Annotated in this window: 30 protein-coding genes; 9 read left to right on the top strand and 21 right to left on the bottom strand. The window is 68.2% G+C overall.

Going from position 1 to position 25,893, the window contains the following annotated elements; translation table 11 throughout:
* The first annotated feature begins 62 nt into the window (after positions 1–62).
* A complete protein-coding gene (locus ACIQTU_RS08030) occupies positions 63–554 on the top strand; it encodes a MarR family winged helix-turn-helix transcriptional regulator (RefSeq protein WP_400544984.1) in 492 nt (163 codons plus the stop codon).
* 2 nt (positions 555–556) lie between these two features.
* Here ACIQTU_RS08030 and ACIQTU_RS08025 read toward each other — a convergent pair whose 3' ends face one another.
* Genes ACIQTU_RS08025 through ACIQTU_RS08015 form a run of 3 tightly spaced genes read right to left on the bottom strand, consistent with a single transcriptional unit; the run spans position 557 to position 2,223 of the window.
* The gene (locus ACIQTU_RS08025; RefSeq protein ID WP_400544981.1) at positions 557–1,333 is read right to left on the bottom strand and encodes a sulfite exporter TauE/SafE family protein; all 777 of its coding nucleotides are present in this window, start codon (positions 1,331–1,333) and stop codon (positions 557–559) included.
* A gap of 4 nt (positions 1,334–1,337) precedes the next feature.
* Complete coding sequence (locus ACIQTU_RS08020) at positions 1,338–1,871, bottom strand: rhodanese family protein (protein ID WP_400544979.1); 534 nt, start codon at positions 1,869–1,871, stop codon at positions 1,338–1,340.
* A gap of 28 nt (positions 1,872–1,899) precedes the next feature.
* The gene (locus tag ACIQTU_RS08015) at positions 1,900–2,223 is read right to left on the bottom strand and encodes an ArsR/SmtB family transcription factor (protein ID WP_400544976.1); all 324 of its coding nucleotides are present in this window, start codon (positions 2,221–2,223) and stop codon (positions 1,900–1,902) included.
* A gap of 73 nt (positions 2,224–2,296) precedes the next feature.
* Between ACIQTU_RS08015 and ACIQTU_RS08010 the strand changes: the two genes are divergently transcribed.
* Positions 2,297–3,175 carry an MBL fold metallo-hydrolase gene (locus ACIQTU_RS08010; RefSeq protein WP_400544973.1) on the top strand — a complete coding sequence of 293 codons (879 nt, stop codon included), beginning with the start codon at positions 2,297–2,299 and terminating at the stop codon, positions 3,173–3,175.
* On the opposite strand, the gene ACIQTU_RS08005 is transcribed toward ACIQTU_RS08010, so the two are convergent.
* The 11 genes from ACIQTU_RS08005 to ACIQTU_RS07955 all read right to left on the bottom strand — a co-directional run bounded on the left by ACIQTU_RS08005 (position 3,172) and on the right by ACIQTU_RS07955 (position 13,895).
* On the bottom strand, positions 3,172–3,798 hold the full coding sequence (locus tag ACIQTU_RS08005) for a squalene/phytoene synthase family protein (protein WP_400544970.1): 627 nt from the start codon (positions 3,796–3,798) through the stop codon (positions 3,172–3,174). The genes ACIQTU_RS08010 and ACIQTU_RS08005 overlap by 4 nt on opposite strands.
* Positions 3,799–3,838: 40 nt before the next feature.
* Positions 3,839–4,459 carry a hypothetical protein gene (locus tag ACIQTU_RS08000; RefSeq protein ID WP_400544967.1) on the bottom strand — a complete coding sequence of 207 codons (621 nt, stop codon included), beginning with the start codon at positions 4,457–4,459 and terminating at the stop codon, positions 3,839–3,841.
* A gap of 92 nt (positions 4,460–4,551) precedes the next feature.
* Complete coding sequence (gene secF, locus ACIQTU_RS07995; protein WP_400544964.1) at positions 4,552–5,523, bottom strand: protein translocase subunit SecF; 972 nt, start codon at positions 5,521–5,523, stop codon at positions 4,552–4,554.
* Complete coding sequence (secD, locus tag ACIQTU_RS07990; protein ID WP_400544961.1) at positions 5,523–7,121, bottom strand: protein translocase subunit SecD; 1,599 nt, start codon at positions 7,119–7,121, stop codon at positions 5,523–5,525. Before secD ends, secF begins: the two co-directional genes overlap by 1 nt.
* A 43-nt stretch (positions 7,122–7,164) precedes the next feature.
* Positions 7,165–7,479, bottom strand: a complete 315-nt coding sequence (yajC, locus tag ACIQTU_RS07985) for a preprotein translocase subunit YajC (protein WP_292082982.1) — start codon at positions 7,477–7,479, stop codon at positions 7,165–7,167.
* A 147-nt stretch (positions 7,480–7,626) separates the two neighbouring features.
* Entirely contained in the window at positions 7,627–8,730 is a 1,104-nt protein-coding gene (locus ACIQTU_RS07980) for a peptidoglycan DD-metalloendopeptidase family protein (RefSeq protein WP_400544957.1), read from the bottom strand.
* Between the two features lie 125 nt (positions 8,731–8,855).
* On the bottom strand, positions 8,856–9,500 hold the full coding sequence (locus ACIQTU_RS07975) for a protein-L-isoaspartate(D-aspartate) O-methyltransferase (RefSeq protein ID WP_400544954.1): 645 nt from the start codon (positions 9,498–9,500) through the stop codon (positions 8,856–8,858).
* A complete protein-coding gene (gene surE / locus ACIQTU_RS07970) occupies positions 9,497–10,285 on the bottom strand; it encodes a 5'/3'-nucleotidase SurE (protein ID WP_400544951.1) in 789 nt (262 codons plus the stop codon). Before surE ends, ACIQTU_RS07975 begins: the two co-directional genes overlap by 4 nt.
* Positions 10,285–11,730, bottom strand: a complete 1,446-nt coding sequence (gene serS, locus ACIQTU_RS07965; RefSeq protein WP_400544948.1) for a serine--tRNA ligase — start codon at positions 11,728–11,730, stop codon at positions 10,285–10,287. The genes surE and serS overlap by 1 nt, the downstream gene beginning before the upstream one ends.
* Before the next feature lie 82 nt (positions 11,731–11,812).
* Entirely contained in the window at positions 11,813–13,114 is a 1,302-nt protein-coding gene (locus ACIQTU_RS07960; protein WP_400544926.1) for a YceI family protein, read from the bottom strand.
* A 70-nt stretch (positions 13,115–13,184) separates the two neighbouring features.
* Positions 13,185–13,895: a YceI family protein gene (locus ACIQTU_RS07955; protein ID WP_400544924.1), complete on the bottom strand. Its 711-nt coding sequence runs from the start codon at positions 13,893–13,895 to the stop codon at positions 13,185–13,187.
* 181 nt (positions 13,896–14,076) lie between these two features.
* Here ACIQTU_RS07955 and mutL point away from each other — a divergent pair, with 181 nt between their 5' ends.
* Together mutL and ACIQTU_RS07945 are read left to right on the top strand one after the other, a co-directional pair.
* Positions 14,077–15,990 (top strand): DNA mismatch repair endonuclease MutL, encoded by a 1,914-nt coding sequence (mutL, locus tag ACIQTU_RS07950; RefSeq protein WP_400544921.1) that lies wholly within the window; start codon positions 14,077–14,079, stop codon positions 15,988–15,990.
* Positions 15,991–15,994: 4 nt separating this feature from the next.
* On the top strand, positions 15,995–16,465 hold the full coding sequence (locus ACIQTU_RS07945; RefSeq protein ID WP_400544918.1) for a low molecular weight protein-tyrosine-phosphatase: 471 nt from the start codon (positions 15,995–15,997) through the stop codon (positions 16,463–16,465).
* Here ACIQTU_RS07945 and ACIQTU_RS07940 read toward each other — a convergent pair.
* Complete coding sequence (locus ACIQTU_RS07940; RefSeq protein ID WP_400544915.1) at positions 16,455–17,471, bottom strand: Kelch repeat-containing protein; 1,017 nt, start codon at positions 17,469–17,471, stop codon at positions 16,455–16,457. The genes ACIQTU_RS07945 and ACIQTU_RS07940 overlap by 11 nt on opposite strands.
* A 188-nt stretch (positions 17,472–17,659) precedes the next feature.
* Here ACIQTU_RS07940 and ACIQTU_RS07935 point away from each other — a divergent pair, with 188 nt between their 5' ends.
* Positions 17,660–17,935: a YjhX family toxin gene (locus ACIQTU_RS07935; protein ID WP_400544912.1), complete on the top strand. Its 276-nt coding sequence runs from the start codon at positions 17,660–17,662 to the stop codon at positions 17,933–17,935.
* Here the strand turns inward: ACIQTU_RS07935 and rsmD are convergent.
* From rsmD to ACIQTU_RS07920, 3 genes are read right to left on the bottom strand one after another with little or no spacing between them, the layout of a single operon-like run.
* Positions 17,918–18,493 carry a 16S rRNA (guanine(966)-N(2))-methyltransferase RsmD gene (rsmD, locus tag ACIQTU_RS07930; RefSeq protein WP_400544909.1) on the bottom strand — a complete coding sequence of 192 codons (576 nt, stop codon included), beginning with the start codon at positions 18,491–18,493 and terminating at the stop codon, positions 17,918–17,920. The two genes, ACIQTU_RS07935 and rsmD, sit on opposite strands and share 18 nt — an antisense overlap.
* Position 18,494: 1 nt before the next feature.
* On the bottom strand, positions 18,495–18,935 hold the full coding sequence (locus ACIQTU_RS07925) for a GFA family protein (protein WP_400544906.1): 441 nt from the start codon (positions 18,933–18,935) through the stop codon (positions 18,495–18,497).
* Between the two features lie 21 nt (positions 18,936–18,956).
* On the bottom strand, positions 18,957–20,627 hold the full coding sequence (locus tag ACIQTU_RS07920) for a pseudouridine synthase (RefSeq protein ID WP_400544903.1): 1,671 nt from the start codon (positions 20,625–20,627) through the stop codon (positions 18,957–18,959).
* On the opposite strand from ACIQTU_RS07920, the gene tadA reads away from it, so the two are divergent.
* On the top strand, positions 20,616–21,098 hold the full coding sequence (gene tadA / locus ACIQTU_RS07915; RefSeq protein ID WP_400544900.1) for a tRNA adenosine(34) deaminase TadA: 483 nt from the start codon (positions 20,616–20,618) through the stop codon (positions 21,096–21,098). The genes ACIQTU_RS07920 and tadA overlap by 12 nt on opposite strands.
* A gap of 31 nt (positions 21,099–21,129) precedes the next feature.
* Positions 21,130–21,546, top strand: coding sequence for an MliC family protein (locus ACIQTU_RS07910; protein ID WP_400544897.1), 417 nt, complete (start codon positions 21,130–21,132; stop codon positions 21,544–21,546).
* Here the strand turns inward: ACIQTU_RS07910 and ACIQTU_RS07905 are convergent.
* From ACIQTU_RS07905 to ACIQTU_RS07895, 3 genes are read right to left on the bottom strand one after another with little or no spacing between them, the layout of a single operon-like run.
* Entirely contained in the window at positions 21,543–22,130 is a 588-nt protein-coding gene (locus tag ACIQTU_RS07905) for a GNAT family N-acetyltransferase (RefSeq protein WP_400544894.1), read from the bottom strand. The genes ACIQTU_RS07910 and ACIQTU_RS07905 overlap by 4 nt on opposite strands.
* The gene (gene aroB, locus ACIQTU_RS07900) at positions 22,127–23,248 is read right to left on the bottom strand and encodes a 3-dehydroquinate synthase (RefSeq protein WP_400544891.1); all 1,122 of its coding nucleotides are present in this window, start codon (positions 23,246–23,248) and stop codon (positions 22,127–22,129) included. Before aroB ends, ACIQTU_RS07905 begins: the two co-directional genes overlap by 4 nt.
* Positions 23,245–23,826, bottom strand: coding sequence for a shikimate kinase (locus ACIQTU_RS07895; protein WP_400544888.1), 582 nt, complete (start codon positions 23,824–23,826; stop codon positions 23,245–23,247). Before ACIQTU_RS07895 ends, aroB begins: the two co-directional genes overlap by 4 nt.
* A 60-nt stretch (positions 23,827–23,886) precedes the next feature.
* Here ACIQTU_RS07895 and ACIQTU_RS07890 point away from each other — a divergent pair, with 60 nt between their 5' ends.
* Both ACIQTU_RS07890 and ACIQTU_RS07885 read left to right on the top strand, forming a co-directional pair.
* Positions 23,887–24,789 carry a site-specific tyrosine recombinase XerD gene (locus ACIQTU_RS07890; protein ID WP_400544885.1) on the top strand — a complete coding sequence of 301 codons (903 nt, stop codon included), beginning with the start codon at positions 23,887–23,889 and terminating at the stop codon, positions 24,787–24,789.
* An 84-nt stretch (positions 24,790–24,873) separates the two neighbouring features.
* Positions 24,874–25,824 (top strand): acetyl-CoA carboxylase carboxyltransferase subunit alpha, encoded by a 951-nt coding sequence (locus tag ACIQTU_RS07885; protein ID WP_400544882.1) that lies wholly within the window; start codon positions 24,874–24,876, stop codon positions 25,822–25,824.
* Positions 25,825–25,893: the final 69 nt, after the last annotated feature.

The raw sequence follows: 25,893 nt of genomic DNA, 5'->3' as shown, positions 1-25,893 counted from the left end.
GGACTCCACTGGAAAATCGCGCTATTATCTTGGCCTCAAGTATCTCGATGTCAAGATAATCCATGCCCGACAGAGCCTCTCGCGCCGCCGCCCAATGGGCCGTCCAACGTCCCAAGATGGAGATGTTGCCAATGGAGGCGCTGGGCCGACTGCATGAGGCCTCCATCCTGGTCGCACGCGAGCGCCAGGCGCCCCTCTACGCCCGCTATGGCCTGCAACAGGGCGAGTTCGACGCCCTGGCGACCCTGCGCCGCTCGGGTGCGCCCGAAGGCCTGACGCCGACTGCTTTGTTCGAGGCGGCCATGATGTCGTCCGGCGGCATGACGGCCCGCATCGACCGGTTGGAAAAGGCCGGACTGGTCGAACGCCGCCCCCACCCGACCGACCGCCGCGCCACCTTGGTGCGCCTCACAGACAAGGGTTTCGACCTCATCGAAACCATCATGCCCAGCCACGAAGAAGCGGCGCGAGACATCCTCGCGCCGCTCTCAATCGATGAGCAAAAGACGCTGAACGCCCTGCTGGCCCGCCTGATCGGCGGTCTGTGCGACTGAGATCAGCCGCCGGTGATCGCCTTGAACGCCACATAGACCGCGACGATCAGGATCAGGCCCGCGAACAGCTGGCGCCCCAGGGCCGCGTTCGCACCCAGACGTTTCGACAGGGGCAGGCCCGCCATCGTGCCCGCCGCGCCGCCGACCGTCATGGCCGCGACCACGCTCCAGTCGACCAGACCGGACAGGCTGTAGTTCAACGCCGTGCTGGCCCCAAAGGCTGCGACGCTAAGCAGGGACGTCGCCTGCGCCGCCGCCAGGGTCATGCCTGTGGCCCACATCAGGCCCGGCACGATCAAGAAGCCGCCGCCGATGCCGAAAAAGCCGGCCGCGATGCCGACGCCCGCCCCCGACATCACCATGCGCGGCGCCAAGCCCCGATGCAGGCGGACGCCCGGATCGCCCTCGCTCTTCTTGGGCAGAAGCATCGCTGCGCCGACCGCCGCCATGGCCACGGCGAAGGCCAGCAGCAGGTGATGGCCGTCAATGGCCTTAGCGAAAGATGAGCCGAACCAGGCCGCCGTCGCGCCGACCACGGCGAACAGGATGGCGCAGGGCCAACGCACCCGCCCTGCCTTGGCCTGACCGGCCAGCGCCGTCAGAGCGTTCAGCGACACCCCGGCCGCCGAGGCGCCGATCGCCACATGCGGGTCGCGCACGCCGACGACATAGAGCAGCAGCGGCACTGCCAGGACCGACCCGCCGCCGCCAAACACCGTCAGCAGCAAGGCGACGACGCCGCCGCTGAGGGCGGCCAGAAGAAGCTGGATCGGCTCCATGACCTCAGGCCCGCTTCATATTCCGGTTCCACGGCATGACCGCCAGCAGGCGCGCCATCCCGCAGAAGCCGGTGGCGCCCGCCACGAACAGTCCCGCGCCGACAAAGGCGCTGAGCCCCCAGAAGGCGGGATGAACGAGCGTTCCCAGCAGGGCGCCGACCAGGATCAGCCCGCCCGCAGCCATCTGCACCTGACGCATCAGCTCCAGAGGCTGTTTGGCGTCGGTTTTGACCGGCAGCCCGGCCTTCTTCCAGGCGTCCAGGCCGCCGGCCAGCACATGGGCCGGGCCGTCGACGCGCGCGGCCAGCCGGTCGCAGTGCGCGCCGGTCCGGTTGCCGCTGCGGCACATGAAGATGACATCCTTGCCCGGCGTCAGCCCCAGATTCGCGGCTTCAAAGGCCGACAACGGTGCCGTGACGGCGCCCACGATATGCTCGCGCGCGTGTTCGTCGGGTTCGCGGACATCGACAAGCACGGCGCTGCGCGCCTTCAGGCGAGCGGCGACCTCGGCGGGCGACAGGGAGACAAGCGGGTTCATGGTCATGGTCCTTGGATTGGGGAGGGCCTCAGGCCGAAGCCGGAGGACAGAAGATCTCGGCCAGAACGCCGATCACCTGCAGGGCAGCCGGGTCGGCGATGCGATAGAAGACGGCGGTGCCGCTCTTCCTCGCGCTCACCAGCCCGTCCTCGCGCAGACGCGCCAGATGCTGGGACAGGGCCGATTGCGACAGGCCGACCAGCGGCAGCAGGTCGGCGACCTGCCGTTCGCCCTCGCCGATCTGGCACAGGATCATCAGGCGGTTTTCGTTTGACAGGGATTTCAGCAACCGGGCGGCGTCGCCCGCATTGGCTTGAAAGCGTTCCAGTCCGATGGCGTTCAGGTCGATCATGCCGCTCAATATATGAGCACTTGTTAAATTAGCAATGACTAATATATTTAGCCGCGATCCAGGAGACTGACCCATGCCCCTTTCCGTCGCCGCCGCCCGCCCAGACGTCATCGGTTTCTTCGACAATGCGACCCACACCGTCACCTATCTGGTGTCGGATCCGGCGACTGGCGCTGCAGCCGTCATCGACCCGGTGCTGGATTATGATCCGGCGGCGGCACGCACCTCGACCGATTCGATCGAGCGGGTGTTGGACGCTATCCGCGACGGCGGCCTGAAGCTGCAAAGGGTGCTGGAAACCCACGCCCACGCCGACCACCTGACCGGCGCCGACGTCATCCGCACCCGCACCGGCGCGCCCATTGGCATCGGCGAGAAGATCACCCGCGTGCAGAAGACGTTTGGCGACCTGTTCGAGGCCGCCGACGTCACCCCCGACGCCGTGGTCTTCGACGAAACCTACGCTGACGGCGCCCGCTTCACTCTGGGTTCAATAGAGGTCGAGGTGATGCACACGCCCGGCCACACCCCCGCCTGCGTCAGCTACCGTATCGGCGACGCCGTCTTTGTCGGCGACACCCTGTTCATGCCCGACTACGGCACGGCCCGCTGCGACTTTCCCGGCGGCGACGCCCGGACCCTGCATCGCTCGATCCAGAAAATTCTGAGCCTGCCTGACGTGACACGGGTCTTCGTCGGCCACGACTACCTTCCCAAGGACGGTCGCACCGAGTTCCGCTGGGAAACCAGCGTGGACGAAGAGAAGGCCAATATTCATCTGGCGGGACGCAGCGAGGACGACTACGTCGCCATGCGCGAGGCCCGCGACGCCACCCTGCCCCCGCCGCAACTGATCCTGCCGGCGTTGCAGGTCAACATCCGCGCGGGCGCCATGCCCCCGGCCGAAGCGTCAGGCCAGCGCTTCCTCAAGCTGCCGCTGAACGCGATCTAGATTCGGCCGCGCAGCACGCCCCAGAACAACCGCAACCGCTTCAGCGGCTCCGGCTCGTCCGAACGGATCAGCGTCGCATGAGCGACGGCGGGGAAAGCGGTGGTCGGCAGGGCCTTCAATGCGGCGTTGGCGACGGAGGCCTGAGCCTTCGCCTCATCCGCCCGCCCCGTCTGCGACAGCGCCCACAGACGCCCGGCCTCAACGACGGCCGCGTCATGCCCTTCGCCCGCCAGCACCCTCGCCGCGACCTGCATCGGGCCGACGTAGAAGGCGTCCAGATCATGCGGATCGCCGTGGACCCGACCGATGTGGGCCTCGATCAGAGCATCAAAGGGCGCTCGGTCCAGCCCGTGACGGGCGACGGCGGCTGTCAGGGCCTCCAGCACCGGATGGCCGACGCGCGGGGTGTTGGAAAAGACGCCCTCCATCTGCTCGGCCCACCACGTGTAGCGCATCTCGGCCAGCATGGGCTGGGTGACGCGGGTGGGAATGGTCAGCAATTCCGCCTCAAGGGCGTAGAGGGCGATCAGGTCCGCGCGCGCCTGAACATCGGCCACGAACCGGCTGGAGAGCCAGCGGTCGGGGTCGGCGGCGCGGACCTGGGCATCAAGATCAACAGTCATCACGCAAGGCCATCGGCCATTGCGCGCAATGGCGCAAGTCTCAGCCGAACAGGGTCTGATACATGGCCATCGAGGTCAGCATCGGCAGCGACAGCAGCAGGTTGGTGCGGCTGCCCAGCATGGCTATGCGCGCGGCCTTGGCCTTCTTGTCGTCGTCCACGACGATGATGCCCAGCGCACGCTTCTGGTTCGGCCAGATCACGCCCCAGACGTTCAGGAACATGACGATGGCCAGCCAGACGCCGATCCCCATCAGGGTGAACTGCTGATCGCCCGCGTTCAGACCGCCGGCCAGGCCGAAGGTCAGCACTTCATGGGCATAGACGTGGCCGCGCGCGAACAGGACCGCGATCCCCGCCAGCACCGTGACCAGCGCCGACCAACGGAACCAGAACAGGGCCTCGGGCGCGATGTGCTTGCTGACGGCGGGTTTCAGCTCGGCCGGAATCGCGGGCATGACCCGGATCTGCACGAAGTTGAAATAGTAGAGCAGGCCGATCCACAGGATGCCGGCGACGACGTGGACCCAGCGGAAGGCCGCCTGGGCGAAGCCGAGATCGAAACCGCCCGGCGCGATGCGGCCGAAGGCGAAGATCATGATCCCCGCCAGCAGGATGCTGAGCAGGAAAGTCGTTCTGAAATTTGAAAGCAGTTTGGCCATGCGCCCCTCCCCGGGTCGGAATCAGGAAGCGTGACCTTACTCCTCCCTCCCCGTCCGGGGGAAGGAGGAGCCTTTTCAGGTAGAAGCCGGCCTTAAGGGCGGCTGGCCATGCCGAACTTGACCGGCTTGGCGTCTTCATCGATGGAGCCGCCGCGCTTGACGCCCCACAGCAGGATGATCGGCGCGCCGACGTAGATCGACGAATAGGTGCCGATGACGATACCGATCATCAGCACGATGGAGAAGCCGAACAGGGCCTCGCCGCCATACAGAGCCAGAACCGCCAGAACGCCCACGGCGGTGACGCCGGTGATGATGGTCCGCGACAGGGTCTCGTTCAGCGAAAGGTCGATGACCTCGCGCAGTGGCATGGTCTTGTACTTGCGCAGATTCTCACGGAGGCGGTCGAACACCACGACAGTATCGTTCATCGAATAGCCGATGACGGTCAGAATGGCCGCCACGGTGTTCAGGCTGAACTCGAACCGGAACAGGGCGATTAGGCCGAAGGTCAGGATCATGTCGTGCACCAGACCGGCCACGGCGCCGAAGCCGAACTGCGGCTCGAAGCGGAACCAGATGTAGATGAACATCAGCACGATGGCTGCGCCGAGGGCCAGCAGGCCGTTGGTGAACAGCTCACCCGAGACCTTGGAGCCGACAACACTGACGCCCGAGTACTTCACCTCGCCGACAGCCGCGTCGATCGCCTTTTCGACCCGGGCGACGACAGCGCTCTGGCCCTCGTCCTCGGGAATCTGGAAGCGAACGATGGCGCTGGCGGCGCTGTCGATGCCCTGGACCTGGACGTCGCCCAGACCCAGTTCACTGACGGCGCTGCGAACCTGATCCAGTTCCAGCACCTGGCCAGCCGGCTTGGACACCTCCATCGAGGCGCCGCCCCGGAAGTCGATGCCCATGTTCAGGCCGGGATAGAAGCAGCCGACGATCGACGCCACGCACAGGATGATCGAGATCACACCGGCGGCGGGCGCATATTTGACGAACCGGAAGTTCGTCTTCTGCGGAAGCAGTTTGATGAGGGGCCATCCACGCATCGCCATCACTCCGCGATCGGCAGTTTCTTGGGCTTGGCGATCTTGAGCCAATACCCGAGCAGCACCTGGGCGACCATCACCGAGGAGAACATGGAGGTGAAGACGCCGATGGTCAGCGTCCACGCGAAGCCACGCACGGGGCCCGCACCGAACATGAACATGATCAGCGCCGCCACCAGTGTGGTCAGGTTGGCGTCGACGATCGTGCCCATGGCCTTGTTGAAGCCGGCGTCCATCGAGGCGATGACCGAACGACCGGCCCGCGCTTCATCGCGCATGCGCTCGTAGATCAGCACGTTAGCGTCCACGGCCACGGCGAAGGTCAGCACCAGACCGGCGATGCCGGGCAGGGTCAGGGTCGCGCCGAACAGGGACATGGCGGCGATGATCAGGATGCCGTTCAGCATCAGACCCAGCACCGACACGCCGCCGAACAGGAAGCCGTAGGCGCCGATCATGAAGACGCAGATCAGGATGAAGCCGATGATGGTCGAAACCATACCGGCCTGCACGGCGTCGGCGCCCAGTTCGGCGGTGACGACGCGACGTTCCTCGACCTTCAGCGGCGCCGGCAAGGCGCCCCCGTTCAGCAGGTTGACCAGTTCAGAAGCCGACTGGATCGAGAAGTTGCCGGTGATCTGACCCGTGCCGCCGGTGATGGCGCCCTGGATCGTCGGGGCCGAAATCACCTTGCCGTCCAGGATGATGGCGAAGGGCTTGCCGATGTTCTGGGCGGTGGCTTCGCCGAAGCGACGTGCGCCCTGCCCGTCGAACCGGAAGTCGATGGCCGGGCGGCCGTTCTGATCCGAGCCGACGCCGGCGCGGGTCAGGTTTTCACCCGACACAAGAATGCGTTTCTTGACCAGATAAGGCGTGCCCTGATCGTCGGTCAGCAGTTCCGCGTCCGGCGGCACGCGGCCGGCCATGGCGTCCTGCAGACCATTGGTCGAGGTGTCGACCATCTGGAAGGTCAGCTGAGCGGTACGGCCGACCAGACGTTCCAGCTCGGCTGGATCGCTCTGCCCCGGAGCCTGGACCACGATGCGGTCCGCGCCCTGACGGGTGATGGCGATTTCCTTGGTGCCCGAGCTGTCCAGACGACGGCGCACGACCTCGATGGACTGATCCACCGCCGTCGCCCCCATGCTGTTCAGCGTGGCGTCCGTGTAGGCGAAGCGAATGCGGTTGCCGCTCAGACGCGTCGCCGTGCGGTCCGGCTGGCCTGTCGCGGCGGCGCCGGTCTGCGCCAGATTGCGCAGCTCGGTCAGAGCCGTATCGAACTGGCCCGGATCGGCGATGGTGACCACCACGCCGCCAGCCTCGCGCTGCATGGCGCCGATGTTGACCTGCTGTTCGCGCAGGGCGACCCGCACGTCTTCCATCAGGTTGGTGACGCGCTTGTTGCGCATCTCCGGCACATCGACCTCCAGCAGGAGGTAGGAGCCCCCCTGCAGGTCGAGGCCCAGGTTCAGGCCGTTCTTGGGCAGCCAGCCGGGCAGCGCATCACGCTGTGCCTGACTGAGCACGCTCGGGAAGGCCAGCAGCAGCCCGACAACGAGCGACAGCACGACCAGGGTGACTTTCCAGCGCGCTAGCTGAATCATGTCAGGGCTCTATTTCGGGCGGGCGTCAGCGGCGAAGAGCCGCTCAGCCCTTGTCGTTGGCGGCGATGGCGGTGCGGTTGCGCACCTCGGCGATCATCGCCTTGACCACGCGGACGTTCACGCCCTGCGAGATCTCGACCATGGCTTCGGCGTCTTCAACGCGCGTCACCTTGCCGACCATGCCGTTCGACAGGACGACTTCGTCGCCGCGCTTGACGCCGGCGATCAGGGCCTGATGAGCCTTCATCCGCTTCTGCTGCGGGCGGATCATCAGGAAGTAGAACAGGATGAAGATCGCGACGATCGGCGCGATCTGCACCACGATGGCCATCAGGCCGCCTTCGGAACCAGTAGGCATGGAAACTCCCCGAACCGGGCCGACCTTGAACGGGGGCCCCATAAGAAATTGAGGCGCGGAACCTAGGGTGCGCCGGGCCGATTTGCAACGCGGCCTGACGTCAACCCGTCATAGACGATGCCGCCCGGACACGCCGGGCGGACGTCATCAGCGTGGCAGAACGCTCAGCGGATCAACGGCGACGGGATCGTCGCCGCGCATCTGGCGCGTCTCGAAGTGGATCGACGGACGACCGTCACCGGCCGTCAGGCCCACCGTGCCGATGGCCTGACCGGCGCGAACCTCGGCGCCGTCCCGCACCGTGGCCGAGCCCAGATGGCCATAAACCGTGCGCCAGCCGTCCTTGTGGACGATCAGGACCGTCAGCCCCTGCCCCACCAGATCATCGCCTACGTAGGCTACCCGTCCAGCGGCGGCGGCCTTGACCTCGGTCCCGGCCGAAGCGCCGATGTTGATGCCGTTGTTGCGCTCGCCCATGCCCACCGGGCCGAAGCGACGCAGAATGTCGCCGCGCACAGGCCATTGCATCACCAGGGCCTGGCCCACGGCTGCGCCCTGAACCGGCGAGGCCGGCGTCGAGGAGGTCACAGCGGGCGCACGCGCGGGCGGCAGGGCGGCGTTGCCGCTGGGCGGCGGAGGCGGCGGCGGAACCACGCCGTTGTTCGGCGTCCGCACCCCGACCGGCGACGGCCCGGTAGCGTAGGGGTCCGAACCGGCGTCGACCGCGCTGTCGGGCAGGATGATGCGCTGGCCCTGGTTGATCGCGCCGCGCGGCCCAAGACCGTTCAGATCGATCAGGGTCTGCACCGGCGTCTGGAAGCGACGTCCAACGCCCGAAATTGTGTCGCCCGGCTGGATCACATAGGCGGCGCCCGGCGTCACCGGACCGGTGCTGGGCCGCGACGGCGACGTGCTGCTCGGGGCGGTCGGCGCGCTGGTCGAGGGATAGGCCGGACCGCCGGCGGGCGGCAGGCCGCCGCCCTCGATGCTGCCCGACGGCGCGCGCGGCCCCTGCTCCTCATAGGGACGCGTAGGCGGCGGCGTCTGCGGCTGCGCCGGTTGCGCGTAGTAAGGGTTGCTGCTCGGATAGGCGCCCGGCTGCTGCGGCTGCGCCGGATAGGCAGGCTGCCCGCCGACCGGCATGGGACGAGTCGAATAGCGCGGCTCGTTTGGATAGGTCGAACACGCCGTGACCGTCAGCGCCCCGCCGACGACGACCGCCGCCCTGATCCAGCCCGTGAAGCCGCCCATGCGCCCCTCCTTCTTAACCTTGAATTGCCTTACCCCCGGTGTGCCCCGGAAGCGCGGCCAAGCCAACCCGCCAAACGGCGCCAAAGTGGGGCGGAAAGGTTAACCGCGCGCCGAAACGCGCGCCCCTATCCCTCCTTCGCCGTCCCCTCGACCAGCGGCACGAAACGCACTTCGCACAGGCTCTCGCGGCGGAAGCTGCCGTCCTCCTGACCGGTGTAGCGGTTCAGCATCTGCACCGAGCTGCGCCCCACCGGCGCAACCAGAACGCCACCGGGCTTCAGTTGCTTCAGCAGTTCCGTCGGTTCATGCGGCGAGGCCGCCGTGACCATGATCCGGTCAAAGGGCGCCTGTTCCAGCCACCCCTGCCCGCCGTCGCCGTGGCGGGTGAAGACGTTGTCGACGCCCAGCACCTTCAGCTTGTGCTCCGCCTCGGTCAGCAGGCTCTTGTAGCGTTCCACCGAATAGACGAAGCGCGCCAGACGGCTGAGCACCGCGCACTGATAGCCGCTGCCGGTGCCGATCTCGAGCACGCGGTGGCGCGGCTGGACGTCCAGCGCCTGGGTCATCAGACCGACGATATAGGGCTGGCTGATCGTCTGGGCGCAGTCGATCGGCAGGGCCTGGTCCTCCCAGGCCTGATCGAGAAATTTCTCGTGGACGAACAGCGAGCGGTCGATGGATTCCATCGCCTTCAGCACCCGCGCGTCAGTCACCCCCTGCCGCCGCAGCGACAGGATCAACCGGCCCGCGCGGTCGTCCGACAGGCTCATCCGGCGGGTCCTTTCGGGGGTGCGCCGCCCAGCACCTTCTTCAGATCGTTGACGCTGCGCATATGGGTCAGGTCGATGTGCAGCGGCGTGACCGAGATGCGGCCCTCGTCCATGGCCCGCAGGTCTGTGCCCTCGGCATGTTCCTGCGGCGCGCCGCGGAAGGCCATCCAGTAGTAGTCGCGGCCGCGCAGGTCGGTGCGGCGCACGGCGTGCATCTCGCCGATGTCGCGGAAGCCCTGCTTCGTCACCTCGACCGCCTTGACCAGTTCCGGCGGCAGCCTGGGGAAGTTGACGTTCATGACCACGCCGTCCTCCCACTTCTGCTCCAACAGCCTGGCGATGATGCCGGGGGCGAAGGCCTCGGCCGTCTCCCAATGCGCCACCACGTCGTCGTGGAAGCGTTCCAGCGACTGCGACAGGGCGATGGAGCGGATGCCGAAGGCCATGCCCTGCAGCGCACCCGCCACCGTGCCGGAATAGCTGACGTCCTCGCCGACGTTGTGGCCGCGATTGACGCCCGACAGCACCAGATCGGGCTTCTCGGGCATCAGGTCGTTAACCGCCAGGATGACGCAGTCGGTCGGCGTGCCGGTCACGGCGAAGCGCTTGTCGCCCAGCTGGTTGACCCGCAGCGGCTCGGTCAGGGTGATCCCCCGCCCCTTGGCCGACTGCTCGGTCTGAGGCGCGACGACCCAGACGTCGTCCGACAGGGCGCGGGCGATCTTCTCAAGACATTCAAGACCTTCCGCCTCGATGCCGTCGTCATTGGTGAGGAGGATACGCATTACTTGGAAACCGAACCCACCGTGGTCAGACCGCCCATATAGGGCAGCAGCGCGTTCGGCACGGCGATTGAGCCGTCCTCCTGCTGATAGTTCTCCATCACCGCGACCAGGGTGCGGCCGACCGCCAGGCCCGAGCCGTTCAGGGTGTGCAGGAACTCGGTCTTCTTCTCACCCGCGCGCTTGAACCGTGCGTCCATGCGCCGGGCCTGGAAATCGCCGCAGTTCGAGCAGGAGCTGATCTCGCGATAGGTGTTCTGCGACGGCAGCCAGACCTCGAGGTCATAGGTCTTCTGCGCCGAGAAGCCCATGTCGCCCTTGCACAGCAGCACCTTGCGATAGGGCAGCTCCAGCGCCTGCAGCACCGCCTCGGCGCAACCGGTCATGCGCTCGTGCTCGGCCTCGGAGTCCTCGGGCCGGCAGATGGAGACCATCTCGACCTTGGAAAACTGGTGCTGGCGGATCAGGCCGCGCGTATCGCGCCCCGCCGACCCCGCCTCGGCCCGGAAGCAAGGCGTCAGCGCCGTCAGACGCATGGGCTCCGCCACCTCGTCCTCGCCCAAAATCTGCTCTCGCACGAGGTTGGTCAGGGAAACTTCGGCAGTGGGGATCAGGTAGCGCGGTGCATCGACCATGCGAGCGTTATCGGTCTTCACCATCACGACCAGTTTACCGTCTTCCTCAAACACTTCGGCATCAGGCGCGTGAGGGAATAGCAAGCCTGGCCCCGCGCTGAACTTGCCATCTTCGTTCAGGCGAACCTCGTAGCGGCTCGTAGCCAAGAACAGGTCTTCCTCGAACTTCGGCAACTGCCCTGTGCCGAACATCGCGTCGTCCTTGACGAGCAGCGGCGGGTTCACTTCCAGATACCCATGCTGGTCCGTCTGCAGGTCCAGCATGAACTGGCCGATGGCCCGCTCCAGACGGGCCAGTTGGCCCTTCAGCACGGCGAAGCGCGAGCCAGACATCTTGGCCGCGGCTTCAAAGTCCAGCAGGCCCAGGGCCTCGCCCAGGTCGGCGTGATCCTTGGCCGGGCCGGTCGTGCGCGGCTCGCCCCATTTCAGGACTTCAACGTTGTCGTTCTCGTCTGCACCGTTCGGCACATCAGCGGCGGCGAGGTTCTTGAGGCCTGCCAGAAGGTCGCGCAGTTCGGCGCCCTTTGCGGCTTCGGCCTCGCCCGCCTCGGCGATGTCGGTCTTCAGGGTCTCGACCTCGGCCTTCAGCCGGTCGGCCTCTGCCATGTCCTTCTTGCCCATGGCGGCGCCGATGGCCTTCGACGCAGCGTTGCGCTTGGCCAGGGCTTCCTGCCCCGTCGTCTGGGCGGCGCGCAGGTCCACGTCCAGCGCCAGAATGCGCGCGACCACGTCGGCGGCGTCATCCACCCCGCGCGACGACCAGCCGGCGACGAAGGCTTCGGGGTTGTCGCGGATGGCTCTGATGTCGTGCATGGCGTCAATCTTCGGACGTTCGAGAAGAAGCCGAAGGCTGTAACGCCCCGAGCGGAGTCGGGCAAACCCCGCGCCCGATTTCTTAACCCGCCCGCTTCGCCTTGACCCGAATTTCCACCCCGATCGCCTTGGACACCCAGTCCCCGCCCGCGTCGGACATCATGCCGAGGTCCAGAGCCGTGCGGTCCAGCTCCAGCTTACCGGCCACGGTCGCCACGCCGTCCGCATCGTCGAAGGTGAAGGGCAGGACCACCGGCACGGTCACGGTCTTGATCCGCAGCGTCCCGGTCGCCTCATAGCGGTTGCCGCCCAGGGCCTTGAACGTCGTCGCCTCAAACCGCGCGGTCGGATAGGCGCTCGGATCGAACCATTCCGCCCCGGTCAGCGAACCTTCCTGCGTCGCGTCGCCCGTCCTGGCCGAGCCGGTCTTGATCAGAACCACGCCCTTGGAGCCCGCCAGATCGGCCGGATCGAACCAGACCTGCCCCTCCCACTGCTCGAACCGACCGTTGAAGGCCTTGCCCGCGTGAGTTCCGGTAAATTCGATGCGCGAGGCCGCCGGATCGATGGTCCAGGCCGTCGCCGTGCCCGGCGTGACCGCCACCTCGGCCTGCGCGTGCGCCGACGCAGCGTAGGCCTCGCTCACCGCCCCTTCCGCCAGCGGCGCGGGCTTGGCCGCGATGCCGCCCGCCACGGCCAGCGCGGCGATAAAGCCCAGCCCGGCCAGACGCTCGGTCCGGCGCAGCAGGGGCTTCGGTTCCGGCGCAGTGCGGCCCTCGCCATGCTTCAGCACCGGGATCATATGGGCCAGCACCCCGTCGCGATTGATGAACTGGTGCTTCAGCGCCGCCCCGACGTGCAGGGCGATCAGCACGACCGCGCCCCAGGCCATCAGGCTGTGCGCCCCCATGGCCTGATAGGCCACAGCCCGGCGCAGGCCCGCCGCCGCCTCGCCGATGAATGGCAGGTGCGGCACGGTGAACAGGCCGAACCAGCTGGTCGCCACGGCCAGCGGCGTATCCGTCGCCACTGCCCAGCCTGCCGAAACATAGAGCCAGCCCGTCAGCGGCAGGGCCAGCATCAGGCCATAAAAGGCCGCATGGGTCGCCCGCGCCGCGAAGGTCTCCCAGGTCTTCATCTCCGCCGGCATCCCCGGCGTCCGGTGCGTCAGCCGCCAGATCAGCCGCAGGGCCGTCAGCGCCAGGATCAGGAAACCGACCGACTTGTGGATCTGGAACACGCGATAGGCCAGCGCTTGACTGCCCGGCTCGTTGATCGCGTCGCTCATCCACCAGCCCATCGGGATCATGGCGATGATGGCGACTGCGATAGCCCAGTGCAGGGCGATGGCGACGGGGGTGTAGCGGCTGGCGGGCGCGGTCATGGAAAAGCTCGCAGAATACTCAAAGAAAACGGGCGGGACCGTCTGGCCCCGCCCGCTCAATCATCCCGACTTAGACGGCCGGGGCTGCGGCGGCCGGGGCGACCTGCTGCAGGAACTCGCCGTCGAAGCGGATGGTGGTTTCATCGCCTACCGGACCGACCGGCATGCCGAAGTCCGAGCGCTTGAACTTGCCTTCAGCCGCGAAGCCGATGGTCGGCACCTGCATGAAGGGGTGCTTCTCGATCTCGCCGTTGAAGGTGGCGTCCAGCGTCACCGGCTTGGTCACGCCCAGGAAGGTCAGGTCGCCCGTCACCTTGGCCGTGCGCGGACCGGTCAGCTCGACCTTGGTCGACTTGAAGGTGATCTGCGGGAAGGCGCCGGCGTTCAGGAAGTTCTTGTTCTTCGCAATGTCCTCGCTCCAGCTCTTGAAGCCCGAGCCGGCGTGGGTGCCAGTGTAGTCGCCCGGATAGTTGGCGTCGACCGAGGCGGGGTCGATGCTGACCTCAACCGCGCTGTTGGCCAGGTTGGCCGGGTCCAGGGTGATCTTGGCGTCGAACTTGTTGAAGCGCGCCGTGTAGTTCGAAATCGTGTTGTGACCGATCGACCACTGCAGCGAGGCGTGGGTCGGGTCCATGACATAGACGCCGGCCGGGGCCTTCAGCTCGACCGGGGCGGTCGAGGCGGCGTCGGCGACGGGCGCGGCGCCCTTGTCGGCGGCGGGGCTGCAGGCGGCCAGCAGGGCGGCGGCCGAAACGGCCAGAATGGCGGCTTTGATCTTCATGGGGAGGACCTCGTTCAATCTTCAGGGCTGGACACGAGGTCCAGAAACGGTTGCTCTGTCCGTCGGCGCGCCGCACGGACTGCAACAGTATAAGTTGCGATTGCAGTCCTTCAAGCCCCGTTCGTGCAAAAATGCGGATTGAGGTGCGCCCTGCACGCCGCCCGCCTATCTTGCGACTCACATGCCCATTCGTCGTCTCCCCCCCGAAACCGTCAACCGCATCGCCGCCGGCGAGGTGGTCGAACGCCCCGCCAGCGCCATCAAGGAACTGGTCGAGAACGCGCTGGACGCGGGGGCCTCACGCGTCGAGATCCAGGCGGACGGCGGCGGCCTGACCCGCATCCTGATCGCCGACGACGGCAAGGGCATCCCCAAGGACGAGCTGCCTCTGGCGGTCGAACGCCACGCCACGTCCAAGCTGGAGCCCGACGATGCGGGCGACGTGGACCTGCTGCGCATTCACACCCTCGGCTTCCGCGGCGAGGCCCTGCCCTCCATCGGCTCGGTCGCGCGGCTGACCATCACCACCCGCGCCCGCGACGAATCGGACGCCTGGGCCGTCACGGTGGATGGCGGCGATCAGCGCCCGGTCGCCCCCGCCGGCTTCCCCGGCCCGCACGGCGCCCGGGTCGAGGTCCGCGACCTCTTCTACGCCACCCCCGCCCGCCTCAAGTTCATGAAGTCCGAGCGCTCCGAGGCCATGGCCATCTCGGAGGAGATCAAGCGTCAGGCCATGGCCCACGAAGCCGTCGCCTTCACCCTGTCGCTGGACGGCAAGGTGACGCTGCGCCTGCCTGCCGAGCATCCCGGTTTCGAGGGCCGCCTGAAACGCCTTGGCGCCCTGCTGGGTCGCGACTTCGAGGCCAACGCCCTGCTGATCGATCAGGAACGCGACGGCGTGCGCCTGTCCGGCTATGCGGGCCTGCCCACCTATTCGCGCGGCAATGCGGCGCACCAGTTCCTGTTCGTCAACGGCCGCCCGGTGCGCGATCGCCTGCTGCAGGGTGCCCTGCGCGGCGCCTACGCCGACTTCCTGGCCCGCGACCGGCACCCGGCGGCGGCCCTCTTCCTCGACATCGACCCGCTTTACGTCGACGTGAACGTCCACCCCGCCAAGGCCGAAGTCCGCTTCCGCGACCCGGCCCTGGTGCGCGGCCTGATCGTCGGCGCCCTGCGCCACGCCCTGCACGCCGCCGGTCACCGCGCCTCGACCACGGTCGCCGCGGACGCCCTGTCGGGCTTCCGGCCCCACACGGGCGAGGCCCTCTACAGCCCCACCTCGCCCTCGGCCCAGTCCTTCGGTCAGGCTGCGCCGGGCTGGAGCGGCTGGCAGGGTTGGTCGCAACCGGCCGCCGCCGCCCAGAACCTGCCGGGCCTCAATGAACGCTCCGCCCGCGTCGAACACACCTGGAGCGGCGAAGCCACCGCCCCCAGCTTCCGCACCCTGGGCGAGATCCAGGCCGAACACGCGGGCCAGATCGCGCCCGGCGCCCAGCCGCCCGCCGACCTGATCGACTACCCCCTCGGCGCCGCGCGCGCCCAGTTGCACGGCACCTATATCGTCGCCCAGACCCGCGACGGCCTGGTCGTGGTCGATCAGCACGCCGCTCACGAACGCCTCGTCTATGAGCGGATGAAGACGCAGATGGCCACTGGCGCCGTCACCCGTCAGGCCCTGCTGACGCCCGAAGTCGTCGAACTGGACCCCGCCGAAGCCGAGCGCGTCGCCGCCAAGGCCGAGGAATTGGCTGAGATGGGCCTGATCGTTGAAGCCTTCGGGGTCGGCGCCGTTCTGGTGCGCGAAACGCCCGCCCTGCTGGGCGACACCGATGTTCAGGGACTGATCCGCGACATCGCCGACGACCTGTCCGAACACGGCGCCGCCCTGTCGCTGAAGGAGCGCATGGCCGAGGTCTGCGGCACCATGGCCTGCCACGGCAGCGTCCGCGCCGGCCGCCTCCTCAGCGCCCCCGAAATGAACGCCCTGCTGCGCCAGATGGAGGCCACGCCCCACTCCGGCCAGTGCAACCACGGCCGCCCGACCTATGTGGAGCTGAAACTCAACGACCTCGAGAAACTGTTCGGGCGACGGTAATTCAATGCCGTATAGCGTTCTCTTCGTCTGCCTCGGCAACATCTGTCGCTCGCCGCTGGCCGAGGCCGCCTTCCGCGAAGAGGCCCGCCACCTGAAGCTGGACGTAGTGGTCGATTCCGCCGGCACCGGCTCCTGGCACGTCGGCGCCCCGCCCGACCCGCGCGCCCAAGCGGTAGCCCGCAAGAACGGCGTCGACATCTCCGCCCTGCGCGGCCGTCAGGTGAAACCCGCCGACTTCCGCCGCTTCACCCACATCGTCGCCCTGGACGAGGACAACCTCGCCAACCTGCGCCGCCTCGCCCCCGCCGACGCCACGGCGAACCTCAGCCTGCTGCTCGATCACGTCGAGGGCCGCGAGGGCCAGCCCGTGGCCGATCCCTATTTTGGCGACGACGAGGGCTTCGATCTCACCTGGGCGGACGTCACCTCTGGCGCACGTGGACTGGCCCGCGCCCTGCAACGCCTCAGAGGCTGAGCGCCTCGACGATTCCGCTGGCCTTGCCGCCGGACGCCACCTCGCCGCCGCCGATGGCGTAAACCATCCCGTTCACGCCAGCCGCCGCCAGACCGTGGCGCGGCGTCCGCATCGGCGGCCCCGCCGACCAGGCGTCGCGCGCCGGATCATAGAGGCAGGTCTCGGCGAAAACGCCGCCCCCGCGCCCCTCGAACCATTCGCCGCCGAAAGCGACCAGCCTGCCGCCCGCCTCGGCCATAGCCAGACCCCCGCCGACCTGTTTCCCGGTCGCGGATGAAACCGGGATCGGGGCCAGCGTGTCCCAGCGATCAGTCGTCGGATCATAGCGATCCAGCCGCCCCGTCCCGCCTCCCTCGACCGTGCGGCCGCCCGCGACATAGAGCTTGCCGTCCAGCACCGCGCCCGCCGCGCTGTTGCGGGCCATGGGCGCGGGCCGCGCCTTGTCCCAGCGGTTGGCGGCGGCGTCGAACACCAGATGGGTCGCCACGTCGCCCTGATCGTTCCACTGGCCGTTCTTCTCCCCCTTTGGCGAGCGGCCGGTGACCAGATGCACCCGGTCGTCCAATGACAGGCCGACCGTTTCGCACAAACGCTCCGGCATCTGGCCGACCTGGGCCCAGACGCCCCGGTCGATGGCCCAGATGTCGGTCATGGCGGTCCATTCGCCGCCGTCGCGCCGGTCATAGCCTCCGAAGGCCCAAACCCGTCCTGCGGCCGCCGCCAGCATCGGATGGTGGCGCGGCTGCGGCAGACGCGGCCCCTCAGTCCAGCGGTCAGCGGCGACATCGTAGATTCCGGTCCGGTCGTTGATGTGCAGCCCGCCGCTCGCCGAGCGCACCAGACCGCCCGCCACCGTGATCAACCCGTCCAGGGCGGCGCAATAGATCTCCTGCGTCGGCCAGGGCATGGACGCCCGCGGCGTCCAGCCCGTCTCGGCGCGAGCAACAGCGGGCACGGCCGCAACGGCGGCGCTGGCGGCGAGGAAGATGCGACGATGCATGATCATGCGACTGAGCCTAGCCGTTCGCATCACCCCGCGCTAGAAAGCCGAGCTTCCCCCAACGGGATCGAACCATGTTTGAGATTGTCGCCACGGCATAGGCCCGGACGCTGATCGTCCGAGGCCCTCAGAGCCCGCCCCGCGCCTGTGTGCGTCGGGCGCGTGTCGTCTCATGCCTTGGAAATCTCAATCCCATGAACATCTCCCGTGCGGAACAACGCACGCTCCACGCCCTGGCCCAGGGCGGTCGTATCCTGCTGGAACGCGACGAACAGGGCCGCATCATCGCCGCCCGCTGTTTCACCCGCGAAGGCTGGGTGCTGGACGGCTGCAATCTCGAGCAATGGCGCAGCCTGAAGCGCAAGGGCGTCATCAAGTCGCGAAACGGCGGCCCCTATGTCGTCAATCGCGACGGCCTGAGCCGCCTGCGCAGCCAGTTGGACAACCGGACCTCAGGCCGCGGCTTCTAGCGCCCTGAGGAAGAGGACGCGCGCGGCGCCATAGTCGCGCGCGTCCAGACGCTCGTATCCCGGGGTGTCGATGTCCGGCTCGTCCGAGCCACGCTCAAACACCACGATGGCGCCGGGCTTCAGCCACTGGCCTTCGCGCAGCCGCTCCAGCGTCTGTTCGCCCAGTCCCTTGGCGTAGGGCGGATCGAGGAAGGCCAGGTCGAAGGCCTCGCCCACCGAACCCGGGCGCTCGCCCAGGTCGATCGCGCTACGGCGATGCACCCGCCCCCGTCCGAACAGGCCATAGGCGTCCATGTTCTCGCGGATCACGCCGCGCGCGCCGTCGTCGATCTCGACGAACAGGGCGAAGGCCGCCCCGCGCGACAGGGCCTCAAAGCCCAAGGCGCCCGACCCAGCGTAGATGTCCATGACCCGCATGTCGTGCAGGCTTTCGCCCCAGGACGCATGTTCCAGCACGTTGAAGATGGCCTGACGCGCCCGGTCCGAGGTCGGGCGCGTGTTCTGGCCCTCGGGCGCGAGGATGGCGCGCCCCTTCAGGCTGCCCGCAACGATCCGCATGTCAGTCCTCGCTTGGCGCGTTCTGGGGCGCGTACATGGCCTCGACCTCCGCGCCAGTCAGGCGCGGGCGGTCGCCGGCGAAGTCATAGTTGGCGGGCTTGGAGTCGATGTAGATCTCGCTCTCGAAGCCGAAAGCGCCCGGATCGTCGAAGGCCTGGACCGAGACCATGGTCATGCCGCCCGCCTTCAACCGCCAGAACAGGCCCGAACCGCAGGACGGGCAGAATTGACGCTCCGCCCATTCCGACGAGTTGTAAGTGGCGACGGGGCCGGCGACCTCGAGGCTGTCGCCGCAGTCGACGCTCAGCGAGACCCCGCCCGAAATCCGGCGGCAGCTCTCGCAGTGGCAGGCGTGCATCCCGCCCTGCGGCGTGGCGGTGAAGGTCACCGCCCCGCACAGGCACCGGCCCGCCAGACGCGCGCCCTCCTCGGCCTCGACCATCGTCAACCCTCCGTCCAGACCTTAGCCGCGGTCGCGCGGACCGCCGCGACCGCCCGAAGGCTTGCCGCCAAAGGGTTTGCCGCCGCCCGGACGCGAACCGCCCGGCTTGGATCCGAAGCCGCCGGGCGAACGCGGCGCGCCGTCACGCGGCTTGAAGTCGCGCTGGGGACGGTCGCTCGAGCCACCCTCGCGGGGTTTGAAGTCCCGTTTCGGACGATCGCTGAACCCGCCTTCACGCGGCTTGAAATCGCGTTGCGGACGATCGCCGTCCGAGCGCGGCGCGCCGTCGCGGGGCTTGAAGTCACGCTTGGGCCGGTCGCTGAAACCGCCTTCGCGCGACTTGAAACCGCCCTTGGCGCCATCGCGGGGCGCGCGGCGATCGTCGATGAGCTGCGGCTCGGAGCGATTGAAGGGCCTGCGCGGACGCTCGGACCACTCGCCGCCCTGGGCGGCTTCAGGCCGGGCGCGCGGTTTGAAGGTCTTGGTGTGCTCGAACTTCGGCGTGGCCTTGGCCCAGCCTTCCTTCTTGGCGGGACGCTCGCGGCGGTCGACCGCGTCGGCCTGAGCTTCCGTGGCGGCGCGGACGCGGCTCGGCTTGCGCGAAGGATCCGACATGGCCGAACCCGACTTGCCCGTCACGATCGGCGACGAGGTGCGACGGCCGGGAATGGGCGCAGGCGTCGAGACGGTGTTGCCCGTCGGCAGATTCTCGGGTCGGATGTGGTCGGCCAGCATCTCGCGGATCACGCGCGGACCGACTTCCTCGACCGCCCCGACCGGCAGGGTGCCGAGCTGGAACGGGCCATAGGCCAGACGGATCAGGCGGTTCACGGTCAGGCCGACCGATTCCAGCACCTTGCGGACCTCGCGGTTCTTGCCCTCAGTGATCGAGACGCTGATCCACAGGTTGGCCGACGACTTCTCGCCCTCCGCCTTCTCCTTGGCCTTGTCGATGGTCGCTTCCATCGGGCCGTAGTGGACGCCGTCGATGGTGCAGCCGGTCTTCAGCTTGTCCAGCTGTTCCTGGGTGATGCGGCCGCGAGCGCGGGCCCGATAGTGGCGCACCAGGGCCGTGTCGGGCATTTCCAGCGCCCGGCTCAGCTCACCGTCGTTGGTGAGCAGCAGCAAACCTTCGGTGTTCAGGTCGAGACGTCCGACCGAGATCACGCGCGGCAGGCCGCTGGGCAGGGCGTCGAACACGGTCGGGCGGCCCGCCGGGTCGTTGTGGCTGGTGATCAGGCCGGCCGGCTTGTGATAGCGCCAGACGCGCGTCGCCTGGGCCGAGCCCATCGGCTTGCCGTTGACAGTGATGACGTCGTCGCGTGTCACCAGGGTCGCCGGCGTGTCCAGGATGCGGCCGTTGACCGCCACCTTGCCCAGACCGATCAGGCGCTCGACCTCGCGGCGCGAGGCGATGCCCGCGCGGGCCATGGCCTTGGCGATTCGCTCGCTACGCAGCGGAGCAGATGGTTCCTTGCCAGCGTTGGGGCCGCCTATCGGGCCGCCCTTGCCGGCGCCCTTCACAAAAGGCTTGTCGCCGCGATCGTCCTTGCGGTCGCCGCGCGGCGGGCCTTTCCGGTCTCCAAAGCCGCCCTTGTCCGGGCGCGCGTCGGCGAATTTACGGGGACCGCGCGGGCCGTCGTCTTGACGGGAGCGGGGCTTCTTGTCGTTGTCTTTGGGATGGCGATCCATGATGAGCGGTTCATGAGCATGGCGCTCGACTTGGCGCAAGCGGCGGCGCAAGCGGGCGAAGTGCCCGTGGGCGCGATAATTGTCGACGAAACGACCGGCGAAGTGCTGGGACGCGGGCAAAACGGCCCCATAACCGCCCATGATCCGACCGCTCATGCCGAGATCGTCGCTTTGCGCGATGCCGCGGCAAAGTTGCAGAATTATCGCCTTACCGACCTGACACTTTATGTAACGCTGGAACCCTGCGCCATGTGCGCCGGGGCCATCAGCCACGCCCGCATCGGTCGCGTCGTCTGGGGCGCGGACGATCCCAAGGGCGGCGCGGTGATCCACGGCGGGCGCTTCTTCGACCAGCCGACCTGCCACTGGCGGCCCGCCGTCGAGGGCGGCGTCATGGCCGAACCCGCCGCCGAGACCCTGCGATCCTTCTTCCGGGCACGTCGCGGAACGCGCTCCGTTGCGGGACGTTGACGGGGATAAGCTTGACCTTGGAGGCCTCCGCTTGTCGCACCCGCTCCTTCGCGCCGCCCCGGCCTTCCTCCTGGCCGCCCTTGTGTCCGCCTGCGCTCAGGAACCGCGCAGGGTGCCGACCGACGGAGATGCGGTCCGCGAACGCGCGCTGGAGGCCCAGACCGCCCGCCGTCGCACCGGCGCTGAGATCCAGGATCGCGCCCTGAACCGTGTCGTTCGCACTGTCTATCTCTGCGACAACAGCGAGCGGCTGACCGTCGACTTCGACAATCCGCGGCAGATGGCGACCCTGCGCACCTCCAACGGTGAGGCTGTGGACCTCTATCAGGAGCGCGCAGCCAGCGGCATCTGGTACAGGGCCAGCGGTCACGATCTGCGCGGCAAGGGCGATCAGGCGGTCTGGACCGTCGTCGATCGCGACCCGACCAACTGCCGCGCGGTGGATTAGGCGAAAGCCGCGAGCCGCGCGTCCAGCCGACGCCGCACCTCAGGCCAGTCCTCGTCCAGCACCGCAAACTGGGCCGTGTCGCGCATGCGGCCCGTCCAGATGATCTTGTGCTTCTTCAGCACGCCCTCGTCGCGCGCGCCCAGCTTGCGGATGGCGGCCGCGCTGGCCGTGTTCAGGGCGTCAGTGATGATCTCGACCCGCACTGCGCCGTTGGAAAAGGCGTAATCGAGCAACAGACGCTTGCACGCCGGATTGACCGGTCCGCCGCGCGCGTCCGGTCGATAGAAGGTCGATCCGACCTCGCAGCGCCGATGCTCGGGCTTGATCTCATAGAGGCTGGTCGTGCCGACCACCGCCCCGTCGCTGAGGCGCCGCACGGCGAAGGCGATGCGCGAGCCTGAGGCCACCGCCTTCAGCGCCGCCGTCCACCAGCCATCGAAATGCTCGCCATGGGCCGCGCTGACCATGCCGTTCCAGGCATCGGGGTCGCAGTCCAGCGCCGCCCTCACCTCGCCCTCCAGCGCCGCCGTGAACGGCTCCAGCCGGACAAAGCGATCTTCAAGGACGACGGGGCTCAGCTTCACGCGGCCGCGCCTTCCTCGATCAGGAAGGCCCGCACCGCGTTCGCGTCCACGTCCTTGTCAGTGAAGGCGTCGCCGATGGCCCGCGCCAGGATCAGCGTCAGTCGTCCGCCCTCGGCCTTCTTGTCCCCGGCCATGCGCCCGATCAGGGCGTCGGCGCTGAAGACCTGATCCACATCAGCCAGCCGCGTCGGCAGTCCCGCAGCCCGGATCCCCGCCTCGGCCTTGTCGGCGTCCGCGACTGAACAAAGCCCCTGACGGGCCGAGAACCGGAAGGCCATGGCGCAGCCCAGGGCCACCGCCTCGCCATGGGTCAGGGCGTCGCCAAAGCCCAGTTCCGCCTCCAGCGCATGACCAAAGGTATGGCCCAGGTTCAGCAGGGCGCGACGCCCCGCCTCCTTCTCGTCCTCGCCGACGATCTGCGCCTTGATCTCGACCGAACGGATCACCGCCCGCTCCAGCGCGTCCGGGTCTCCCTGCGCGCCCGAAGCCCCCCCAGAGGGCGACATGTCGCCCAGCCAGTCGAAAAACTCGGCGTCACAGATCAGGCCGTGTTTCAGCACCTCGGCCCAGCCCGAACGCACCTGTCTCACCGGCAGGGTGGCCAGGGCCTCGATGTCGGCCAGCACCAGCCGCGGCTGATGGAAGGCGCCGATCAGGTTCTTGCCGCGCGGCGTATCGATGGCCGTCTTGCCGCCGACTGAGGAATCCACCTGGGCCAGCAAGGTCGTCGGGACCTGCACGAAGTCGATGCCGCGCATGAACAGGGCCGCCGTCAGCCCTGCCAGATCGCCCACGACCCCGCCGCCCAAAGCCACGACCAGGCTCTTGCGGTCCAGCCCCTCGGCCAGCAGCCGGTCCAGCACCACCTCAAGCTGTTCAAAGGACTTGGACGCCTCGCCCGCCGGAACCGTCACGACGCCTGTCGCCAGCCCCGCAGCCTCCAGCGAGGCGCGCACCGTCTCGCCGTGAATGGCCGCCACCGTCTCGTCGCTGACGATATAGGCCCGCGTGGGCTTCAGGGCCGCGACGCGCACGCCCGCCTCTTTCAACAGTCCGCGCCCGACCACGACCTCATAGGCGGCGAAGCCCTCGCCCCCGACCGGGATCGTCGTCGTCATCGCTTGCTCTCCTCGCGGGCGTGGCGCCGCAGTTCTCGAATGATGGCCTCGACCGCCTGGCCGTGAGAGCCGCCGCCGACGTCCACCGTCAGGTCGGCCTCCGCATAGATGGGATACCGGGCCTCGGCCAACTGGCTCAGGGCTTCGAGCGGATCGCGTCCGCGCAGCAGAGGCCGGGTGTCGCGCCGCTGCACCCGCTCGGCGATCACCTTCAGGTCAGCACGCATCCAGACGCTGACCGAGTGCTTCTTCATCAGGGCGCGCGTCTCGGGGTTCATCATCGCCCCGCCGCCAGTCGCCAGGACGATCGGCGGGCCTTCCAGCAGACGGCGCATGATTCGCGCCTCGCCCGCCCGGAACTCGGCCTCGCCCCGGCTGGCGAAGATTTCGCTGACGCTCATGCCGGCGGCGGCCTCGATCTCGTGGTCGCCGTCGTGAAAGGGCAGGCCGAGCCTTTGCGCCAGTCTGCGCCCCACCGTCGATTTGCCCACGCCCATCAGCCCCACCAGGGTTATGGTGCGGTCGGGCGTCAAGGACGGCGACAGAGGCGAGGAATCGGGCGAGGCGTCGGCAGGCATGGTTCCGCTATTCTCTACACGACCCGGCCGTTCGCTCCACACCTGTGTTGAGCCCGCCGCATGACGCCCCAGGTCGAGGCCTTTCTGGAGATGATGGCGGTCGAGCGCGACGCCTCGCCCCACACCCTGTCCGCCTATGGCCGTGACCTGGCCGATGCCGAGGTCTGGCTGGGCGACGCGGGCGGCCTGATGGGCGCGTCTCAGGAAGCGGTCGAGGCCTGGTTCGCCGACCTGTCCCGGCGCGGCCTGTCGGCGGCCACGGCAGCGCGCAGGCGCTCCTCCGTGCGTCAGTTCTACCGTTTCGCCCTGGGCGAAGGCTGGCGGACCGACGATCCCTCCCGTCGCATCGACGCGCCCAAACAGGGCCGCAGCCTGCCCAAGACCCTCAGCCGAGACGAGATCGAGGCCCTGCTGACCGCTGCGGGCGCCGCCGACAGCGCGGCGGGGCTTCGTCTCGTGGCCCTGGTCGAGATGGCCTATGCCTCGGGCCTGCGCGTGTCGGAACTGCTCGCGCTCAAGGTCGAGGCCGTGCGCCGCGATCCCGCCTATCTGATCGTGCGCGGCAAGGGCGGCAAGGAACGGCTGGCCCCGCTCAACGCCGCCGCGCGCCAAGCAATCAAGGCCTGGCTCGACGCCCGCGACGCCGCGCGCAAGCCGAACACGCCCGACAGCGCCTGGCTCTTCCCCTCGCACGGCAGGACCGGCCACCTGACGCCCCGTCGTTTCGCCCAACTTCTCGATCAAGCCGCGCTGGCGGCCAATATCGACCCGGCCCGCGTCAGCCCTCACGTCCTGCGCCACGCCTTCGCCACCCACCTGCTGGAAGGCGGCGCCGACCTGCGCGTGGTGCAGACCCTGCTGGGCCACGCCGACATCTCGACCACCCAGATCTACACCCACGTCGCCACCGATCGCCTGGCCCAGGTCGTCCATTCCAGGCACCCCTTGGCGAAGGACGACTGAACCCGGCTTGCCCCACGGCGTTCCCCGCACTAGTTTCCGCCGCTTTCCGTAGCGCCAACCGCGCTTCCTCCTCACGGACGCCTTATGGCCACGCACTACCTCGAATTCGAAAAGCCCATCGCCGAGCTGGAAGCCAAGATCGCGGAGCTGTCGCATCTGGCCCCGACCAGCGGCTCGTTCGAGACCGAGATCGCCGCCCTGCGCAAGAAGGCCGACGCCCTGCGGGTGAAGACCTACGCCAACCTCGACCCGTGGATGCGCACCCAGGTGGCGCGCCATCCGCAACGTCCGCACTTCGTCGACTACATCGACGGCCTGTTCACTGACTTCGTGGAGTTGCACGGCGACCGTCAGTTCGGCGACGACCAAGCCATCCTCGGCGGCCTGGCCCGCTTCCGCGGCCAGCCGGTCGTGGTCATGGGCCACGAAAAGGGTCACGACACCCAGACCCGCATCACCCACAACTTCGGCATGGCCCGCCCCGAGGGCTATCGCAAGGCCGTCCGCCTCATGGACATGGCCGAGCAGTTCGGCCTGCCGGTCCTGACCTTCGTCGACACCGCCGGCGCCTATCCGGGCCTCGGCGCCGAAGAGCGCGGCCAGGCCGAGGCCATCGCCCGCTCGACCGAGCGCGGCCTGACCCTGGGCGTTCCCTCTATCGCCACGGTGACGGGCGAAGGCGGTTCGGGCGGCGCCATAGCCATCGCCGCCGCCAGCCGCGTGCTGATGCTGGAACACTCCATCTATTCGGTCATCTCGCCCGAAGGCGCAGCGGGCATCCTGTGGCGCGACGGCACCCGGGCCAAGGACGCCGCCATGGCCATGAAGATCACCGCCCCCGACCTGATCGCGATGAAGATCGTCGACCGCGTCATCCCCGAGCCGATGGGCGGCGCCCACACCGCCCGCGATCAGGCCATCAAGTCGGTCGGCGACGTGCTGGAAGATGAGCTGAAAACCCTGTCGTCGCTGTCGGCTGACCAGATCCGCAAGGCCCGGGCCGACCGCTTCTACGCCATCGGTCGTCTGGGCTGATCGCGTGCATTGCACGGCGGCCTCGCGCCGTCGAAGCTGACGCCATGCGATTCGTGCCTGCCTCCTCCA

Source organism: Brevundimonas sp. NPDC090276 (assembly GCF_044772165.1).
In the GTDB taxonomy this organism is placed as follows: Bacteria; Pseudomonadota; Alphaproteobacteria; order Caulobacterales; family Caulobacteraceae; genus Brevundimonas.
The sequence above is the reverse complement of the archived record's forward strand: the minus strand, read 5'-3'. Positions and strand labels throughout refer to the sequence as shown.

Excerpts from the sequence above, each read along its gene's own strand:
- ACIQTU_RS07945 (WP_400544918.1), top strand. The coding sequence starts at position 15,995 with ATGCCGTATAGCGTTCTCTTCGTCTGCCTCGGCAACATCTGTCGCTCG.
- serS (WP_400544948.1), bottom strand. The coding sequence starts at position 11,730 with ATGCACGACATCAGAGCCATCCGCGACAACCCCGAAGCCTTCGTCGCC.
- ACIQTU_RS07895 (WP_400544888.1), bottom strand. The coding sequence starts at position 23,826 with ATGCCTGCCGACGCCTCGCCCGATTCCTCGCCTCTGTCGCCGTCCTTG.
- aroB (WP_400544891.1), bottom strand. The coding sequence starts at position 23,248 with ATGACGACGACGATCCCGGTCGGGGGCGAGGGCTTCGCCGCCTATGAG.
- ACIQTU_RS07920 (WP_400544903.1), bottom strand. The coding sequence starts at position 20,627 with ATGGATCGCCATCCCAAAGACAACGACAAGAAGCCCCGCTCCCGTCAA.
- ACIQTU_RS07980 (WP_400544957.1), bottom strand. The coding sequence starts at position 8,730 with ATGGGCGGCTTCACGGGCTGGATCAGGGCGGCGGTCGTCGTCGGCGGG.
- mutL (WP_400544921.1), top strand. The coding sequence starts at position 14,077 with ATGCCCATTCGTCGTCTCCCCCCCGAAACCGTCAACCGCATCGCCGCC.
- surE (WP_400544951.1), bottom strand. The coding sequence starts at position 10,285 with ATGCGTATCCTCCTCACCAATGACGACGGCATCGAGGCGGAAGGTCTT.
- ACIQTU_RS07955 (WP_400544924.1), bottom strand. The coding sequence starts at position 13,895 with ATGAAGATCAAAGCCGCCATTCTGGCCGTTTCGGCCGCCGCCCTGCTG.
- ACIQTU_RS08010 (WP_400544973.1), top strand. The coding sequence starts at position 2,297 with ATGCCCCTTTCCGTCGCCGCCGCCCGCCCAGACGTCATCGGTTTCTTC.
- secD (WP_400544961.1), bottom strand. The coding sequence starts at position 7,121 with ATGATTCAGCTAGCGCGCTGGAAAGTCACCCTGGTCGTGCTGTCGCTC.
- ACIQTU_RS08025 (WP_400544981.1), bottom strand. The coding sequence starts at position 1,333 with ATGGAGCCGATCCAGCTTCTTCTGGCCGCCCTCAGCGGCGGCGTCGTC.
- rsmD (WP_400544909.1), bottom strand. The coding sequence starts at position 18,493 with ATGCGGATCGTTGCGGGCAGCCTGAAGGGGCGCGCCATCCTCGCGCCC.
- ACIQTU_RS07885 (WP_400544882.1), top strand. The coding sequence starts at position 24,874 with ATGGCCACGCACTACCTCGAATTCGAAAAGCCCATCGCCGAGCTGGAA.
- tadA (WP_400544900.1), top strand. The coding sequence starts at position 20,616 with ATGGCGATCCATGATGAGCGGTTCATGAGCATGGCGCTCGACTTGGCG.
- ACIQTU_RS07890 (WP_400544885.1), top strand. The coding sequence starts at position 23,887 with ATGACGCCCCAGGTCGAGGCCTTTCTGGAGATGATGGCGGTCGAGCGC.
- ACIQTU_RS08015 (WP_400544976.1), bottom strand. The coding sequence starts at position 2,223 with ATGATCGACCTGAACGCCATCGGACTGGAACGCTTTCAAGCCAATGCG.
- ACIQTU_RS07975 (WP_400544954.1), bottom strand. The coding sequence starts at position 9,500 with ATGAGCCTGTCGGACGACCGCGCGGGCCGGTTGATCCTGTCGCTGCGG.
- ACIQTU_RS08005 (WP_400544970.1), bottom strand. The coding sequence starts at position 3,798 with ATGACTGTTGATCTTGATGCCCAGGTCCGCGCCGCCGACCCCGACCGC.
- ACIQTU_RS08030 (WP_400544984.1), top strand. The coding sequence starts at position 63 with ATGCCCGACAGAGCCTCTCGCGCCGCCGCCCAATGGGCCGTCCAACGT.
- ACIQTU_RS07960 (WP_400544926.1), bottom strand. The coding sequence starts at position 13,114 with ATGACCGCGCCCGCCAGCCGCTACACCCCCGTCGCCATCGCCCTGCAC.
- yajC (WP_292082982.1), bottom strand. The coding sequence starts at position 7,479 with ATGCCTACTGGTTCCGAAGGCGGCCTGATGGCCATCGTGGTGCAGATC.
- ACIQTU_RS07935 (WP_400544912.1), top strand. The coding sequence starts at position 17,660 with ATGAACATCTCCCGTGCGGAACAACGCACGCTCCACGCCCTGGCCCAG.
- ACIQTU_RS08020 (WP_400544979.1), bottom strand. The coding sequence starts at position 1,871 with ATGAACCCGCTTGTCTCCCTGTCGCCCGCCGAGGTCGCCGCTCGCCTG.
- ACIQTU_RS08000 (WP_400544967.1), bottom strand. The coding sequence starts at position 4,459 with ATGGCCAAACTGCTTTCAAATTTCAGAACGACTTTCCTGCTCAGCATC.
- ACIQTU_RS07940 (WP_400544915.1), bottom strand. The coding sequence starts at position 17,471 with ATGATCATGCATCGTCGCATCTTCCTCGCCGCCAGCGCCGCCGTTGCG.
- secF (WP_400544964.1), bottom strand. The coding sequence starts at position 5,523 with ATGGCGATGCGTGGATGGCCCCTCATCAAACTGCTTCCGCAGAAGACG.
- ACIQTU_RS07925 (WP_400544906.1), bottom strand. The coding sequence starts at position 18,935 with ATGGTCGAGGCCGAGGAGGGCGCGCGTCTGGCGGGCCGGTGCCTGTGC.